The sequence below is a fragment of the Asanoa sp. NPDC049475 genome, from assembly GCF_040676915.1.
Classification (GTDB): Bacteria; Actinomycetota; Actinomycetes; order Mycobacteriales; family Micromonosporaceae; genus Asanoa.
Genome location: NZ_JBFAPY010000007.1, coordinates 512,948 through 529,057, shown reverse-complemented (window position 1 = coordinate 529,057; position 16,110 = coordinate 512,948). Strand labels below are relative to the sequence as shown.

The window sequence follows — 16,110 nt, the reverse complement described above, 5'->3', positions numbered from 1 at the left end:
AACGGGGAGAACACGATGCGGATCAGTCGCGGCGCGACGCTGCTCGCAGCCGGCTTGTTACTGGCGGCCGGCTTTCCGACCGGAAGCGCCTCGGCGGCCGAGCCCGTGGACACGATCTTCGTGGCCAAGAGCTGCCAGGACGGTGCCGACGGCTCCGAGCTGAAGCCGTTCTGCTCGATCTCAGCGGCCGTCGCCGAGGCCGAGCCGGGGCAGACCGTCGTGGTCGGACCAGGCAGCTATCAGGAGTCGGTTTCCCCGCCGTCCGGCGAACCCGGCAGGCCGATCACGATCAAGGGGTACTTCGGGCCGGGGCAGCGCACCACCGTATCCACCGCGAACGGAAGTCCGCCGTTCGTCCTGACCGATGCGCACGACATCGTCCTCGACCGGATCGACATCTCCGGAGCCAACAACCCTGCTCTGGTCATCGACAGCTCGACCGACGTCGCGGTCACGGGCGGCTGGATCCGGTCGGTCAACGTCAACGCCGTCGACGTGCGGGGCGACTCGCGACGGGTGACGATCAGCGGCAACGCGGCTTCGGTGACCAGGACCTCGTTCATGACGATCGGCGCCGGCGTCAGCGACACGATGTTGGTCGGCAACAGCCTCAGAGCGACATTGTGGACGCAGCGGCCAGCCGCGCTGATCACGGTTGCCGACGCACCGCGAACCACCGCGACCAACAACACGATCGTGACCGACTGCAACGTCGGCATCGCCGTCACCGGCAGGTCGACCGGCTTCCGGCTCTACAACACGATCGTGCGTACGCGGCCGGTCGATCTCGAGAACTGTTCCGGCACGGCGATTCCCGATCCGGCAACCGTGCCGGCGGTGACTGTCGACAGCGCGGCGACGCCGGACAGCCACGTCGACTACAACGTGATCGACCCGGTACCGGGCGGGCCGGCGTACGCGTGGGGCGGCACCGTCTATCCCACCCCGTCGGCGTTCCACGCGGCAACCGGCCAGAGCGCTCACGACATCGGCGGCGACGCCCGGCTGGTTCTCGACGGGTTCACGACGGGCGCCGGGTGGAGCCTCGCCTGGGACTCGCCCGCGATCGACTCGGCCTGGACCGGCGCACCGGGTCGGCCCGCCACGGACTTGCGCGGCAACGGCCGCGCCGACAAGCCCGACATGCCGAACTCCGGCGGCGGGTTCGTCGATCGCGGCGCGATCGAGCTGGTTCACCCCCCGACGCTGAGCTTCTGGACCAGTCGCGCCCACAGCGACAACCCGTTGGAGTCGATCACGAAGGTCGAGGCCACGAACCCCTGGACCCTTGACGGGCCGCTCGGATACCTCTCGTTCTCGGCCGAGGGCCGACCGACGATCGTCGACCGCACCGGCCCTGCGCGGCTCACGTTCGACCGCCCGGGCAACGCCTGCGTCCAGGTCGGGCGCACCCTGCTCGGTTTCCGGGAATTCTCGGCACCCCAGGCTCTGGATAGCTGCACGTATCTCGGCGCTTCGTTCACCGCGGTCACTCCGCAGCGGGTGCTCGACACCAGGGCAGGGGTGGGTGTGCCTCGCACGACTCCGCTCTACCCACACGAGGAGATCGAGCTGCCGTTGCCCGCCCCCGCGGCGACCAGCGACGCGGTGGTGCTGAACCTGACCGTCACCAACCCGACCTCGAACGGCCACCTGAAGGTCTACCCCGCCGCGGAGCCGACGGCGTCGAACATCAACTTCACGGCCAACCGGACGATCCCGAACCTGGTCACCGTCCCGGTCGCCAACGGTCGCGTGAAAATCAAGAACGGCAGCGCTGGCACCGTGCACGTGCTTGCCGACCTCGCCGGTTACTACGCCAGTGCCGGCCTCGGCCTGATCAGCGCCACGCCCACCCGGGTGCTCGACACCCGGTCCGCGGTCGGCGTGCCCGGGAACACCCCGGTCGGCCCCAACGGGCGCGTCACCGTCGACCTGTCGGCTCGGGTCCCGGTCGGCACCACCGCGGTCGTCCTCAACGTTGCCGTCACCAAGCCCACCACCGGCGGCCACCTGACCGCGTTCCCGCCCGGTGGAGCGGTTCCGGGCACGTCGAACCTCAACTTCGTCCCAGGCCAGACGGCCAACAACATGGTTATCGCACCCGTCGTGGACCGCAAGATCGCCTTCGCCTACGGCGGCAGCGGCACCGTCCACGTCCTCGCCGACGTGAGCGGATACTTCGCGCCGGGCGTCGCTGACACCTACCTCCCGGTCGAGCCCAAGCGGATCCTGGACACCCGCGACGGAAGCTCGACGGCGGTCGGACCAGGCCAGACGATCATGGTTCGGGTGGATACGTTGGCGTGTCCGGCGTTCGGGTGTCGGACATCCGCTCTGGTGGCCAACCTGACGGTCACCGGCGCACAGTCGCCGGGCTACCTGACCGTTTATCCCACTTACGAGCCGCGCCCGGCTGCCTCGGTCATCAACTTCGACAAGGGCGAGACGATCGCCAACCTGATCACCGTCGGGTCTCTCCACGGCTCCTTCATGCTCTACAACAGCAGCGCCGGCACCGTCCACGTTGTCGTCGACCAAGCCGGCTACTACATCCAGGCGCCAACCGCCTGAACACGGCTAGACCTTCAGAAACGGAAACAGCGAAATGCGGATAGGTCGCAGCGCGACGCTGCTGACGATCGGCGTGCTGACGGCAGCCGGCCTACCGGCCGGCGCCGCCTCCGCCGCACCACCGGACACCATCTACGTGTCGACCAGCTGTGGCACCAACCCCGACGGATCGCAGCAGCGTCCGTACTGCTCGATTCGGGCGGCCACCGACAACGTCCGACCCGGACAGACGATCGTCGTCGGACCTGGCCAGTACAACGACTCGGTCTCCCTGCCATCCGGCGAGCCGGGCAAGCCGATCACGATCAAGGGATTCCGTGGGCCGACCGGCCGCACCACCGTCGGCAGTTCCGTCAATGCTCCGAGGTTCACGCTCTCCGGCGTGCATGACGTCGTCATCGACGGACTGAACATCGCCGGTGGCACCGGGACGGCCGTCGTGATCGAGGACTCGACCGACATCGTCCTCACCAACGGCTGGCTCACCTCGATCGGCGGTCCGGGCGTCGCCATCAGCGGCGACTCGCGTCGGGTCACGATCAGCGGCATGGTGTCGCGAGCGTTCCGCTCGTCGTTCGTCTCCGTCGGCGCGGGTGTCAGCGACACCTTGCTGAGCGCCAACAGCGTCGAGGCATATCGGTCCATCCCGGTCGCAGACCCAGCGGTCGTCGTGACCAACGCTCCGCGGACCACCTTGACGAACAACACGATCGTCACCGACTGCGCCAAGGGCGTCGAGGTGGCCGGCGCGTCGACGGGATTCGGGCTCTACAACACGATCGTGCGGACTCAGCGCGTCGCTGTCGCCGGTTGCGGCGGCACCTCGCCTCCTGACCCGGCGAGCACACCGGCCGTCTCCGTCGCCACCACGGCCGTCGCGGACAGCCGCCTCGACTACAACGTGATCGACCCGATTCCTGGCGGGCCGGCGTACTCGTGGGACGGCACGATGTACTCGACGCCAGGCGCATTCCACGCGGCCACCGGCCAAGGCGCCCACGACCTCGGCGCCGATGCCAAGCTCGTGAACGCACCCGACGTGGACGACCTCGGGTGGAGCCTGTCGGCCGACTCTCCCGCTATCGACTCCGCCTGGTCGAACGCACCCGGTCTGCCCGGCATGGACCTGCTTGGAAACGCACACGCCGACAAGCCCGACGCGCCTAACAGCGGCGGCGGCTTCGTCGACCGTGGCGCCGCCGAACTCATGCCGACCCTGAGCTACAGCAATGTCACCTCCCGAGTGCGCGGCGGTGGCCCGTTCGACACCGACACGACGGTCACCGCCACCTCCGCATGGCCGGTGGACGGGCCGGTCGGCACCTTCGTCCTGAAAGCGATGGACCAGACCGTCATCAACCGGGGCGGCACCCAGCGGTTCACCTTCAACCGCGCCGGGCGCTCCTGTGTCTACGTCGAGGCCAGCCCGGACGGTTTCCGCAGCTACCCAACCCGATACACCGATAGCGAGTGCCTGATGCTGGGCGCGGCGTTCACCGCGGTCGCCCCGCAGCGGGTGCTGAGCACCAAGGCCGCGATCGGCGTGTCCCGCACGACGCCACTCAACCCGCATGAGGAGATCGAGCTGCCGTTGCCGGCCCCGGTCGCGACCGCGAACGCGGTGGTGCTGAACGTAACCGTCACCAATCCGACCAGCAACGGCTACCTCAAGGTCTACCCCTCCACCGAGCCCGTGGCGTCGAACATCAACTTCGTCGCGAACCAGACGATCCCGAACCTGGTCACCGTGCCCGTCGCCAACGGCAAGGTGAAGATCAAGAACGGCAGCGCCGGCACCGTGCACGTACTCGCCGACCTCGCCGGTTACTACGGGAGCGAGGGGGTGGGCCTCACGTCGAACACTCCGGCCCGGGTGCTCGACACCCGATCGGCCGTCGGCGTACCCGGCGACACCCCGCTCGGCCCGAACGGCCGGGTCACCGTCGACCTCGCCGGCCGCGTGCCGGTCGGCACCACCGCGGTCGTGCTCAACGTCGCCGTCACCAAGCCCACCGCCGGCGGCCACCTGACCGCCTTCCCGCCCGACAGCGCGGTGCCGACCACCTCCAACCTCAATTTCGTCACCGGACAGACGGCCAACAACATGGTCATCGCACCCGTCGTCGACCGGAAAATCTCCTTCGCGTACGGCGGCAGTGGCACCGTCCACGTCCTCGCCGACCTGAGCGGTTACTTCGCACCCGGCATCGCCGACACCTTCCTGCCGGTAGCCCCGACGCGGATCCTCGACACCCGCGAGAGCTTCAACCCCATCGGACCTGGCCAAGCGATCTGGGTCAGCGCCTACGACAACGACTGCTACCAGACCGGATGCCGGCGTACCGCCGTCGTCGCCAACCTGACCGTCACGGGCGCGCAATCGCCGGGCTACCTGACCGTCTATCCCGAAGGCCAGCCGCGCCCGACCGCATCCGTCATCAACTTCGGCGTGAACGAGACCATCGCCAACCAGATCACGGTCGGGCTGGGACCTGGCTTCATGGTCTACAACAGCAGCGCCAAACCGGTGAACATCGTCGTCGACATGGCCGGCCTCTACCTGGCACCGCCCGCTTGAAACTGAGAGAAGGAAGGCCGGCCCCAGTCGCGGGGTGCCGGCCTTCCGTATGTTCGTCACGCCTACGCCCGGGCGGGCGTGCTCGACCGCCTGAAGTAGGCGTTGGCGGACGACACGAACATCAGGACGCATCCGGCGAGTACGGCCGCTACGTGCACGGCCCGGCTGATGCCGAAGGCGCTCACGTTGGCGAGGGCATCGCTCAGCGAGTTGCCGTCCAACAGCCACAGCACGGGGTCGACGACCAGGGAAAGGGTGCCGAAGAACCCGAGGCCGATGGTGAGGACGAGGCGCGCCCAGCGTTTGCCCGAGCGCATCTGGAACGCCACCAGGAGCGCGGCCACGAAGACCGCCGCTCGGATGGTCACGCCGACCACGGCGGCGGAACCCGCTTCTCCGTTCGCCACCGCGAGGATGGTCTCGAAGGCTCCCGCCGCCACGGCGAGGAGCCACATCACGAACGCCGCGCGTACGGCGGCCGGTGTCAGGGTTCGCATGCCAATCAGCGTCCCGAACAGCGACCCCCATCGACATCCCGCACGCTGGCCGGTATCCGGTGAGGGCCGCCCTACCCGCACGCCTTCACTTCGAGCCGGGTGGTGCTCACCTGCCCGAAGGTCACCGTGTTGTACGGGTTGAGCGCGACCGGATACCGGCTCGCCGACGGGACGTTCACATAGGAGCTCCCGTTCCGTTACTGCGAGGTCCACGACGCAGGCAGCCGCAACGCCGCCGTTGTAGAGCAGCTTCTTGTAGTCGTCGTTGGTCATCCACGAGTTCGGATAGTTGCGCAGCGCCGACGAGTAAAGCCGGAACTGCACGGTCGAGTTGATGATCGAGAAGTTGTTGCTGCCCGGCTGCCATGCCGCCGCCGCGGCGGCCTCGTCCCGCTGGTTCGCGGTGTAGAACGGGAAGATCGGGTAGTCGGCCGGGTCGGCGAACAGCCGCAGCGCCCCACGGTACTGCGCCGTGTTGGGCATCAGGTCGACGGAGTACGGGTAGTAGTTGTTGATTTCCTGACGGCCGTCGACGGGCGTGGTGCGCCAGCCCTGCCGACTGGTCACCCGGGAGTCCACCGTGCCCACCACGGTCCCGCAGCCCCGCCCGGGTTAGCCCGCGGCCGCGAACGTGGCGACGGCGGCCGCCAGCATCAGCGCGTGCAGCACCATGTGCTCCAGGTTGGGGCGCGGGCGGTCGCCGATCCGGGGCAGCACGACCAGCGTGTGCGCGTACGTGCGGGCGTGCAGTTGGGCCCAGGTCACGCCGGTGCCGGCGGTGGCCCACGGCACGGTGACGCCGGCGAGGTAGGGCAGCCACCAGAGCAGCAGACCGCCGGCCACGATGAGCAGCTCCAACCCGCCGGCCACGTAGCCGAGCGTCTTGACGTCCAGCGCCGCCGCCAGGCTCAGCAGGACCGCGGGCAGCGCCATGACGGGTGCGTTGACGGCGACTTCGGTCCATTGTTCGGCGCGCTTGGCGTCGCGCACGTTGTTCAGCGGATACACGTCGACCAAGGTCATGACCAGGTGGTACGCGACAGTGCTCAGGATCAGCGTCAGGGCGAGGGCGAGCATTTCGGACCCCATTCTTACGGCGTAAGTTTCTGCTAGCCTGACTTACACCGTAAGAATCGTCAAGGGGTGTGGTGGTGGCGGAACGCCGAGCCGGCACGAAGGCCGGGCTCAGCCGGGAGCAGGTGTTCGACGCCGCTCTGGACTTCGTGGACACGCATGGCCTTCCCGCGCTGTCGATGCGCAAGCTGGGCGGCGCATTGGGCGTCGAGGCGATGACGCTCTACAACTACGTGCCCAACAAGGACGCGCTCCTCGACGGCCTGGTCGACCGGGTCATGGAGACGGCCTTCGCGGGGCTCGACGAACCCGGCGACGAGTGGGTGCCGTGGATGCGGGAGTTCGCGCACGCGCTGCGCCGGGCGCTGCTGGCCCACCCCGGCGTGCTGCCGCTGGCCGGCACCCGGCCGGTCAACTCACCGGAGGCGCTGCGGATGTCGGAGCGTTGGCTGGCCGGGATGCGCGCGGGCGGCGTACCCCTGGGACGGGCCATGGATGTCGTCAACGTCGTGGCCACGTTCACGATCGGCCACACGCTCGCCGAGGTGGGCCGGACCCCCGGACACGAGGGCACCGAACCCAACCTCGACGACCGCGCCGACGAGCTCGACCCGGTCGAGTTCCCCAACCTGACCGAGGTCATCGCCACGCGGGCCGGCCTCGACTTCGACAGCCGGTTCGCGGAGGCCATCGACATCCTGCTGGCCGGATACGCCGCTGCCTAGTAGTCGTTGACGTTGACCGTGATCCGGTGGTCGTCCGACGGCCAGTTGGGCAGGTTGACGGACTCGTAGCCGCCGCCGCGCTGGCCGACGGTGATGGACACCAGGCCTCGGTTCTTGGGAGCGGCCGGGATGAAGACGTCCATGCCCGTGATGAAGGTCTGCGCGAAGAACGCCGGCAGCGGCGCGGTCAGGTCGGTGCGGCGGTCGCTGCCCGCGTCGAACGCGAAGATCCCGATGACCCGCTTTGCCCGCGGCGCGTTGGCGGCGTTGAGGATGTCGCGGCCGTTGACCCACAGGTGGTCGCCGGCCGTGCCCTGGTCACCCCACCATTCCCGCTGGCGTTGGATGGTCAGCGCGGTGTGCCCGGCGCCGGCCTCCACGAGGGCGCCCAGCCCCTCGCCCGGGCGGCTGGTGAGCAGCCGGACGAACGCACTGTCACGCAGGAACGGCTGGAAATAGAAGTGGTGCGTCGCGGCGCCGGGCCGGACCACCGCTAGCTCGTACCGGGCGGTGCTGTCGAGTTTGATCGGGCCGAACGCGCCGTCGCCGGACAACGCGGCCCGATGCACCGGCCTGTTGCCCAGCCGTCGCCCGGACAGCGGACTGACCCGGTAGACCTCGAGCGTGGCGTCCGTGACACCGGCGTTGCTCGGGAACAGCACCGCCCGGCCCGAGATCTCGGCGTGCCGTTCCGGCACGATCCTGCTGGTGTGCGGCGAACGGCCCCGGAAGAACCGGAACATCTCCCGGAACGACTCCTCCGACGAGACCGTCTGGGTGTGCGACTGGTCCGGGAAGTAGACGTTGGTGGCGCCGGTGATCGCCCGGGCCGGGTCGCCCTCGCCCCAGACCGCCAGCGTCGGCACGCCACCCGGCAGGGCGGTGGCGGTGCGCCCGTCGAGGTTGACGTAGTGCGCCACCTTCGCCGCGCGGCCCGGCGAGCTGGCCAGGTAGCTCTGCATGACAAAGGTGCCGAGCGAGTGCGCGACGATGTCGACCTGCTCTTGTCCGGTGCGGCCGCGCAGCCGTTCGACCCGCTCGTCGAGCCCGGCGAAGATCGCCGGCAGGATCGTCGCGACGTTGGGCGAGTCGTACTCGTGTGCCTCGATGATCTCGATGGGGTAGCCGTTGCTGGCCAGTCGCCGGGTCTGCGACTCGAACTGCGAGGCGGACCCGGCGCTGCCGTGCACGAAGATGACGGGCCGCGGTTTGTCCCCGCTCGCGACGGCCGGTGTCGCGGTCAGGACCAGGGCGATGGCGGCGACCAGGGAGAGCAGACCTTGGCGATAGCGACGCACGGCACCTCCAAGATTCTTGCATTGAGAGTGCGTATATCGTCGCAGCCCGATGCCTTCAGGTCCAGCCTCTTTGTCGGATCAGGCGTAACCCCAGGTCAGGGCGTGCATCGGGGTGATACTCGCGAAACCGAGGTCCGTAAACCCGTGCTTCGCCAGCAGGTCGTCGTACACCCGGCGGGGTAGCAGTTGGTCGTCGATCTGCGCCTCGAAGATCTGGATGCCGGACATCACGCGACCCGGCGCGGTGCGCAGCCCTTCGTCGTCGTCGGCGAACGGGAAGTCCGAGATGACGAACACCCCGCCCGGCTTCAGCGCCGCCTTCACGTTGCGCACCACGGCGTCGATGTCGCGGCACTCGTGCATGGAGATGTTGTTGATGACCACGTCGTACGGCCGGTCGACGCTGAGCTTCTCCAGCGGACTGTCCCAGACCGTGATCCCGGTCAGCCCGGCCTGATCCAGCGTCGCGCACGCGACGTCGACCGAGTGTGCGTCACCGTCCACACCGTCGATCTCGCTGTTCGGGTACGCCCGCGCGAGCATGACCAGCCCGTGCCCGGACCCGCAGGCGGTGTCGAGGACCCGGCAGCCCTGGTCGAGCTTGGCTTTCAGACCGGGGACGCGGGCGAGCCCGTCCGGCACGAGGCGGCGGTAGAACGGCCGGCCGGTGCCGCCGACCGCCGCGATGAACTCGGGCGAGCAACCGTCCCACCAGAGCCGCTCGCCGGTGGCCAGGCTGGCCTCGAACCGATCGAAGATCTCGGGCTGTTCGAGGACCTTGAAAACGCCACCGACGTACGCCGGGGAGGTGTCGTCGAGGAGAACGGTGCCGAGGTTGTCGGCGAGCCGGTAGGTGTCACCGTCGCGCTCACAGACGCCGGCGCCGTAAGCGGCCCGGCACCAGGCGAAGGTGTAGAACGGGTCGAGCCCGGTTCGTCGGGCGAGCTCGTCCGGTGTGGCCGGTTCCTGGATCGCGGCGACGAGCCCCGCCCGCAGACCGGTCGCGACGGTGCGATGGCCGACGTACCCGGCCAGCAGCCCCAACATGTTTCCCACGGATTCCTTGATGTCAGTCATGACCTCGATGTTCGGCCGCGACCGGGGTCGCCCGTCAGTTCACGAAATGAAGCCAACCAGTTCTGTTTCTGTACTGCGGTGTGCTCTTACCGTCGGTGTATGGGTACCTACTACCAGTTCTGCCCGGTGTCCAAGGCACTTGAGGTCCTGGACGAGCGGTGGACCCTGCTGATCGTCCGCGAGCTGCTGATGGGCAGCCGCCACTTCAACGACATCCGCCGAGGCGTCCCCCGCATGTCGCCGGCGCTGCTGGTCAAGCGCCTGCAACGCCTGGAACGGGTCGGGGTGGTCGAGCGCTTCCCCGACGGCAACAAGGTCATCTATCGCCTGACTCCGGCGGGCAAGGACCTACAACAGATCGTCGACGGGCTGGGCGACTGGTCGCTGCGCTGGCTGCCGGAATTGGGAGACGAAGACCTGGACCCGCACCTGCTCTTCTGGGACATGCGCCGCCAGGTCTCCCGCGCAGACCTACCGCCGGGCCGCACGGTGGTTCACGTCGCACTGGGCGACGTGGCACCGAAAACCCAACGCTGGTGGCTGATCATGACAGCGGAGGACGCGGACGTCTGCGACTTCGACCCGGGCCACCCCGTAGCGGCAACTGTCGAAACAACCCTGCGGTGCCTGACCCACCTATGGCGCGGCGAGGTCAGCTGGCGCGAAGCGATCCGCGCGGGCGACTTGACCGCGACCGGCTCCCGCGCGGCGACACGGGCGCTCCCCCGCTGGCTCAACGTCCGCGCGACGCCGACCGACCCACGCCCTCAGTTCAGCGTCTTCGGCCGCCTGGCACCCGACCTCCAGCCTGACGGGGCACAGGTGTGACGCGACCAGCCCCGGGTCAGTGCCCGAGCGCGGCTCGCGCGTACGCGCGAAGCGCCTCCTCGGGCGACCGGTCACCGAGCATGTCGCAGGCCCACCGCGCGATGATGATCGCCTGATCGGGTGGTAGGTCAAGACTCTGGTGCCGGGGGTGGGCACGCAGATCTTGCAGCTCCACGCTCGCCGCCGCGAGGAAGTACCTCTCCACGTAGTCGCCGAGGCGATCCCAGTACTGGCGGTTGAAATCCGACATCTCCAAGTGGAAAACCTGCAGGTGCTGGTGCATGGCGGTGAGCCGCCGCGATTCCGGACGTCCGCCGCCGTCGAGGCCGGAGGCGTCCAACAGAGTTCGCGCGCCCATGAAACCTCGCCCGCGGAGCCCGACGGCGGTCCGCCGGAAGATCTGCAAGCGCGCGTGCTCGCCCGCGAGATCCGTCGGCGTGACCTCCTGAGCGTCGTCGCGGGCGACGCGCGGCGCGGCCACGGCGAGAGTCCGGATCAAGCGCATCCAGTGCAAGGCCATGAAGGAGGCAAGCACGCCGTCCCCGTGGCGTTTCCCGATGGACCGCGCGAGCTGACCGACCACGTCCGCGGCGAAGAGGTCACACAAGCACTCCTCGGCCATGCCGGGGTCCGCCAGGAGCCGGGCAACGTCGACGTCGCGTTCGTCGCTCTGGCTGGCCATGTGATCGACTTCGCGCTGGATCTCCGTCGGAGTGGGTGCCCTCCCGAACATTCGCTGGTGCAGGATGATCCAGTCGCTCAGCAGGGCATCGGCACGCCGGACTGGATCTCCGATGCGGCCGTCTTCCCGCATGATCTCGTGGTACGTACGGCCCAGCTCGAAACACTCGATCAGCCGGCGGCGGGCGGTGAGCGCGGCCAAGGACCTGGCCCGCAGCAGGTGGTGTGCGAGCTCGTGGCAGAGGACGAAGGCCTCTTGGAGGAACGAGAACGCTCCGCGGTCCTGCTCCGTGAACCGGAACCGCGGCTGTCGCTCGGGTTCTGGAGCGTCGTGGAAACCGATCGGGTCGGTGAGCTCCGACCAAGGCTGGTAACCGTCAGCGGTCTGCGGCCGCAACCGCAGATGCATCAGGCCGTAGTCCATCGCCTCCTGTGGATATCCGTTGATCAGGGAGAGGTTGGCACAAATCTTGAACAGGTAGCAGGTGATGGCCCGGAACGAGGTGGGTTTGACGACCAGCCGGTTCAGCTGGCTGAAGACCTGCCCGAGGTATTGGTCATAGATGACGATCGAACCATCGCCGAGGCGCAGGGTCTCAGCCTTTGCCTCCTGCGAGTACGTGATGTGCAGCCGAACGGGCGGAAGCTTCTCCGGGGCGACCAGGTCACGCATGATCGCCGCACAGACGTTGAACTGTTCAGCGTAGATCCGTGCGAGCGGTAAGCGGGGATCCTGCGGCTCAGCGGTGCCTCTCGTCGCCAAGAGGAACGAGCGGACGATTTCTTCCACGTCTATTCGGGTTCGTCGCGCGCGGCACTGGGCTCTTTGGTGAGGGCCGCGTTGAAAGCCGAGACGATCTGGTCGACCTCCTCCGCGGTGTACCCGCGTAGTTTGACGCCCTTCCACGACACCATGGTGGCCTGGCGGGCTGCCGTCCGCGCGAGAAGCCAGGCCCGGAGCGTTGCCAGCGCCGGAATGCCTATCAGCACGATGGCCTGTGCGACAAGGGCGCCGTCGAGTGGCTTGCTTTCTATCGTCGGAAGCTCCTGTCCAAGCTCCCGCGACAGCCGCTCGAAGTCGGGCCGTTCAGCGGCCGGGATCTGGATGACGACTTCGAGTCGATCCATTCGTTCTCCCTCTCCAGCTGGAACAGAACCAGACAAGAAGAGCAGATTGACACGTTGGCCGGGCTCGAACTGACCGTGATCTGTCAGCGATGGTCACTCTTGGCTCGGTGTCAGGCGAGGCCCGCACGGACGGCGTAAAGAGCTGCCTGGGTGCGGTCCTGGACTCCGAGTTTGGACAGGATCGCGCTCACGTGAGCTTTTACCGTCTTCTCGGCCAGGCCCAGCGCTCGGGCGATCTCGCGGTTCGACCGGCCTCGGCCGATCTCCGTCAGCACCTGGCGTTCGCGCGGGGTGAGTCGGGCCGGGTCCGCGGCCGCCTCGCCCTCGCTGAGCACTCGCGCCACATCCGGGTGCAGCAGGGTGTGTCCGAGGTGGACCGAGCGGATGGCGGCCGCCAGCGCCGGGGGGTCGACGTCCTTGTAGACATAGCCTGCCGCTCCCGCGCGGACCGCCGGCAGCACCGCCGCCGGTTCCGTGAAGCTCGTGATCACCAGGACCCGGCACGGAAGGCCCCGCGCGGTCATCTCGCGCAGCGCCGACACGCCGTCGACGCCTGGCATCCGTAGGTCGAGCAGGACCACGTCCGGCAGCAGCTCCACCGCCCGCGCGACCGCCTCCGCGCCGTCGGCCGCTTCGCCGACCACCTCCAGGTCGTCCTGCACCTCCAGGAACGAGCGCAGGCCCTGGCGCACCATGGCGTGGTCGTCGACCACCAGCACCCTGATCCGCTCAGACAACGGGCACCTCCAACCGCACCGTCGTGCCCTGGCCCGGTTTCGAGTCGACCGTCAGGCGGCCGCCGACCGACTGGGCGCGCTCGCGCATCGAGGTCAGGCCCAGCGACGCCTGGTCCGAGGGGCGCAGGCCCGATCCGTCGTCGCGGACCTCGACGACCAGTGCGGCGCCGTCGACGAACAACCGGATCTCGACGGTACGGGCCGACGCGTGCCGCAACGCGTTGTGCAGAGCTTCCTGGGCCACCCGGTACGCGGCGTCCTCGCATTCCGGTGCCACGCGAGGCACCGCGTCGGCCCGCAACCGCACCCGCGCCGCGTGCACCCGGTCGAGCAGCCGCGCCTGCTTCGCCAGCGCGGCGTCCAGCCCCTCGTTGGCGAGGTCGGCGGGCCGCATGCCGACGACGATCGCGCGCAGCTCGTCGGCGGCCTCGGCCGCCAGCGTGCGGACGGTGCTCAGCTGGGCCGCCGCCCGCGAGGGGTCCCGCTCGAGCAGCGCCGCCGCCGCGTCCGCGGTCAGGCGCAGGCCGAACAGCTTCTGCGCCACCGAGTCGTGCAGCTCCCGGGCGATCCGGTCGCGTTCCTCGAGGATCGACAGTTCCCGGCTGCGCTCGTACAACCGGGCATTGACCAGAGCGATCGCGGCGTGACCGGCCAGAATCCGGAGCAGGTCCTCGTCGTCGCGGTCGAACTCGCCGCCGCGCTTGTTGGCCAGATAGAGCGCGCCCAGGATCTCCTCGCCGTGCACGATCGGCATGCCGAGGAAGTCGCGGAGCTCGGGGTGGTGCTTGGGCCAGTACTCGAAGCGGGGGTGCGACCGGATGTCGGCCAGCCGCAGCGGCGCCGGGTCGCGCAGCATGACCGCGAGCAGGCCGTGCTGGCGTGGCAGCGGGCCGATCGCGTTCCATTGGGCGTCGCTGATCCCGTCGACCACGAACTCCGCGAACGCACCGGTGTCCTCGTCGGGCACGCCGAGGGCCGCGTACCGGGCGTCCAGCAGCCGGCGCGCGGCCGACACGATCGTCTGGAGCACCTCGCGCACCGACTGGCGCGCGGTCACGGCGAGTACGGCGGCGCTCAGCGCCCGCAGTTCTTCGCGCGCGTCCACCCTCGCACCGTAGCGCGGGCCGGTCCTCCGGTGATCCGGTCCGATGGTCCTAGGACCAAGGTCCCGGGACGGCGTTGTCCCTGGTCCGATGGCATCGGCCGGCATCGTTCCTAGCGTCGGAGGCATGACAACAGCGATCATCACCGGCGCGTCCCGGGGCCTCGGGCGCGCACTCACCGGCGGCCTGGCGCGCGCCGGCTGGAACGTCGTCGTCGACGGCCGCGACGGCGCGGCCCTGGCGGCCGTCGGTTTCGGGCCCGGAGTCACCCCTGTCGTCGGTTCGGTCGCCGACCCCGAGCACCTGGTCGCGCTGGTCGAGGCGGCGGACCGCTACGGCGGCGCCGACCTGCTGGTCAACAACGCCTCGATCCTGGGGCCTTCGCCGCAGCCGCGGATCGCCGACTACCCGATCGAGGCGTGGCGCGAGGTGTACGAGATCAACGTGCACGCACCGCTGGCCCTCACCCAGCTCGCCCTGCCCGGGTTGCGTAAGCGCGGCGGGGCGGTGCTGAACGTGACCTCGGACGCGGCGATCGAGGCGTACGCCGGTTGGGGCGGCTACGGCTCGGCGAAGGCGGCCCTGGAGCAGGCGAGCAGGATCCTCGCGGCCGAGGAACCGGACGTGCGGGTGTGGTGGGCCGACCCGGGCGACATGCGCACCCGGATGCACCAGGAGGCCTACCCCGGCGAGGACATCAGCGACCGTCCGGAGCCGGAGTCGGTCGTGCCCTCGTTCCTCCGTCTGCTGGCCGCACGGCCGGAGTCGGGCCGGGTCCGGGTCGCCCAGTGGTGACCGCGACCGGGTCGCCGATCGACTTCGTGCTGCCGGACGAGCTGTCGGCCCACGAGCCGCCGGAGGCCCGAGGCGTGCCACGCGACGGTGTACGCATGCTCGTCTCGACCCCGTACTCCCAATCGCACCGGATCTTCCGGGAACTGCCCGACGTGCTCTGCCCGGGAGACGTGCTGGTGGTCAACACGTCGGCGACACTCGCGGCCGCGGTGCCGACCGTCGACGGACATCCCGTGCATTTCTCCACGGCCAATCCGGACGGTACGTGGCTCGTCGAGCCGCGCGGCCCGTTGGCCTCGACCGCTGCCGCCGGGCAACGGATCGACCTGCGTGGCGGAGGGTCGGTGACGCTGCTGTCGCCGTACTCCCGTGGCCGGCTCTGGGTTGCCGCTCCGTCCTTCGCCGACGTCCAGGCTTACCTGACTTCGTACGGTTCGCCGATCCGGTACGACTACGTGCCGAAGTCCTGGCCCTTGTCGGCTTATCAGACGGTGTTCGCCACCCAGCCCGGCAGCGCGGAGATGCCCAGTGCCGGCCGCCCTTTCACCGACCGGGTGGTCACCCGGCTGGTCGCCGCCGGCGTGCAGGTGGTGCCGATCGTGTTGCACACCGGAGTGGCGTCGGCGGAGGCGCACGAGCGGCCGTACCCGGAATGGTTCTCGGTGCCCGCCACCACCGCGCGGGTGCTCGCGGGCGCCCGACGGGTAATCGCGGTCGGCACGACGGTGGTCCGAGCGCTGGAGAGCACGGGAGGCGCGGCCGGATCGGGTTGGACCGACCTGGTGGTGACGCCGGAGCGGGGCGTGCGGGTCGTGGACGGCTTGCTGACGGGGTTCCACGAACCGCGCGCCTCGCATCTCGACCTGCTCGCCGCCGTCGCGGGTCCGGACCTGGTCGCCCGGTCCTACCAGGAGGCGCTGGCGGCCGGCTACCGCTGGCACGAGTTCGGTGACGTCAACTTGCTGCTGTCGGAGCGGGCTTCCGCAGCGGTATAGTCCCGCCGATCGAGCGCGTG

The 16,110-nt window shown here is 69.3% G+C and carries 14 protein-coding genes; 6 read left to right on the top strand and 8 right to left on the bottom strand.

The window, feature by feature from the left end; all coding sequences use genetic code 11:
- Positions 1–15 precede the first annotated feature (15 nt).
- Positions 16–2,574, top strand: coding sequence for a hypothetical protein (locus AB0J88_RS29785; protein ID WP_364349650.1), 2,559 nt, complete (start codon positions 16–18; stop codon positions 2,572–2,574).
- Positions 2,575–2,608: 34 nt separating this feature from the next.
- Positions 2,609–5,152: a right-handed parallel beta-helix repeat-containing protein gene (locus tag AB0J88_RS29780; RefSeq protein WP_364349653.1), complete on the top strand. Its 2,544-nt coding sequence runs from the start codon at positions 2,609–2,611 to the stop codon at positions 5,150–5,152.
- 62 nt (positions 5,153–5,214) lie between these two features.
- Here the strand turns inward: AB0J88_RS29780 and AB0J88_RS29775 are convergent, their stop codons facing one another.
- Entirely contained in the window at positions 5,215–6,216 is a 1,002-nt protein-coding gene (locus AB0J88_RS29775; protein WP_364349656.1) for a hypothetical protein, read from the bottom strand.
- Positions 6,217–6,261: 45 nt separating this feature from the next.
- Positions 6,262–6,738: a hypothetical protein gene (locus AB0J88_RS29770; RefSeq protein ID WP_364349659.1), complete on the bottom strand. Its 477-nt coding sequence runs from the start codon at positions 6,736–6,738 to the stop codon at positions 6,262–6,264.
- A 62-nt stretch (positions 6,739–6,800) separates the two neighbouring features.
- Here AB0J88_RS29770 and AB0J88_RS29765 point away from each other — a divergent pair, with 62 nt between their 5' ends.
- Positions 6,801–7,448, top strand: a complete 648-nt coding sequence (locus AB0J88_RS29765) for a TetR/AcrR family transcriptional regulator C-terminal domain-containing protein (RefSeq protein ID WP_364349662.1) — start codon at positions 6,801–6,803, stop codon at positions 7,446–7,448.
- Here AB0J88_RS29765 and AB0J88_RS29760 read toward each other — a convergent pair.
- Positions 7,445–8,746, bottom strand: coding sequence for an alpha/beta fold hydrolase (locus AB0J88_RS29760; RefSeq protein ID WP_364349665.1), 1,302 nt, complete (start codon positions 8,744–8,746; stop codon positions 7,445–7,447). The two genes, AB0J88_RS29765 and AB0J88_RS29760, sit on opposite strands and share 4 nt — an antisense overlap.
- Before the next feature lie 78 nt (positions 8,747–8,824).
- Positions 8,825–9,823, bottom strand: coding sequence for a class I SAM-dependent methyltransferase (locus tag AB0J88_RS29755; RefSeq protein ID WP_364349668.1), 999 nt, complete (start codon positions 9,821–9,823; stop codon positions 8,825–8,827).
- A 99-nt stretch (positions 9,824–9,922) separates the two neighbouring features.
- Here AB0J88_RS29755 and AB0J88_RS29750 point away from each other — a divergent pair, with 99 nt between their 5' ends.
- A complete protein-coding gene (locus AB0J88_RS29750) occupies positions 9,923–10,651 on the top strand; it encodes a helix-turn-helix domain-containing protein (protein ID WP_364349671.1) in 729 nt (242 codons plus the stop codon).
- Between the two features lie 16 nt (positions 10,652–10,667).
- Here the strand turns inward: AB0J88_RS29750 and AB0J88_RS29745 are convergent, their stop codons facing one another.
- The 4 genes from AB0J88_RS29745 to AB0J88_RS29730 all read right to left on the bottom strand — a co-directional run bounded on the left by AB0J88_RS29745 (position 10,668) and on the right by AB0J88_RS29730 (position 14,302).
- Positions 10,668–12,239, bottom strand: a complete 1,572-nt coding sequence (locus tag AB0J88_RS29745; protein ID WP_364349674.1) for a hypothetical protein — start codon at positions 12,237–12,239, stop codon at positions 10,668–10,670.
- Complete coding sequence (locus AB0J88_RS29740) at positions 12,125–12,460, bottom strand: hypothetical protein (RefSeq protein WP_364349677.1); 336 nt, start codon at positions 12,458–12,460, stop codon at positions 12,125–12,127. Before AB0J88_RS29740 ends, AB0J88_RS29745 begins: the two co-directional genes overlap by 115 nt.
- A gap of 110 nt (positions 12,461–12,570) precedes the next feature.
- On the bottom strand, positions 12,571–13,197 hold the full coding sequence (locus tag AB0J88_RS29735) for a response regulator transcription factor (RefSeq protein ID WP_364349680.1): 627 nt from the start codon (positions 13,195–13,197) through the stop codon (positions 12,571–12,573).
- The gene (locus AB0J88_RS29730; RefSeq protein WP_364349683.1) at positions 13,190–14,302 is read right to left on the bottom strand and encodes a GAF domain-containing sensor histidine kinase; all 1,113 of its coding nucleotides are present in this window, start codon (positions 14,300–14,302) and stop codon (positions 13,190–13,192) included. Before AB0J88_RS29730 ends, AB0J88_RS29735 begins: the two co-directional genes overlap by 8 nt.
- A gap of 124 nt (positions 14,303–14,426) precedes the next feature.
- Between AB0J88_RS29730 and AB0J88_RS29725 the strand changes: the two genes are divergently transcribed.
- Positions 14,427–15,095 (top strand): SDR family oxidoreductase, encoded by a 669-nt coding sequence (locus tag AB0J88_RS29725; RefSeq protein ID WP_364349685.1) that lies wholly within the window; start codon positions 14,427–14,429, stop codon positions 15,093–15,095.
- Positions 15,092–16,090 carry an S-adenosylmethionine:tRNA ribosyltransferase-isomerase gene (locus AB0J88_RS29720; RefSeq protein ID WP_364349688.1) on the top strand — a complete coding sequence of 333 codons (999 nt, stop codon included), beginning with the start codon at positions 15,092–15,094 and terminating at the stop codon, positions 16,088–16,090. The genes AB0J88_RS29725 and AB0J88_RS29720 overlap by 4 nt, the downstream gene beginning before the upstream one ends.
- Positions 16,091–16,110: the final 20 nt, after the last annotated feature.

Coding starts and splice junctions, on each gene's coding strand:
- AB0J88_RS29785 (WP_364349650.1), top strand. CDS start 16: ATGCGGATCAGTCGCGGCGCGACGCTGCTCGCAGCCGGCTTGTTACTG.
- AB0J88_RS29780 (WP_364349653.1), top strand. CDS start 2,609: ATGCGGATAGGTCGCAGCGCGACGCTGCTGACGATCGGCGTGCTGACG.
- AB0J88_RS29770 (WP_364349659.1), bottom strand. CDS start 6,738: ATGGGGTCCGAAATGCTCGCCCTCGCCCTGACGCTGATCCTGAGCACT.
- AB0J88_RS29755 (WP_364349668.1), bottom strand. CDS start 9,823: ATGACTGACATCAAGGAATCCGTGGGAAACATGTTGGGGCTGCTGGCC.
- AB0J88_RS29750 (WP_364349671.1), top strand. CDS start 9,923: ATGGGTACCTACTACCAGTTCTGCCCGGTGTCCAAGGCACTTGAGGTC.
- AB0J88_RS29740 (WP_364349677.1), bottom strand. CDS start 12,460: ATGGATCGACTCGAAGTCGTCATCCAGATCCCGGCCGCTGAACGGCCC.
- AB0J88_RS29725 (WP_364349685.1), top strand. CDS start 14,427: ATGACAACAGCGATCATCACCGGCGCGTCCCGGGGCCTCGGGCGCGCA.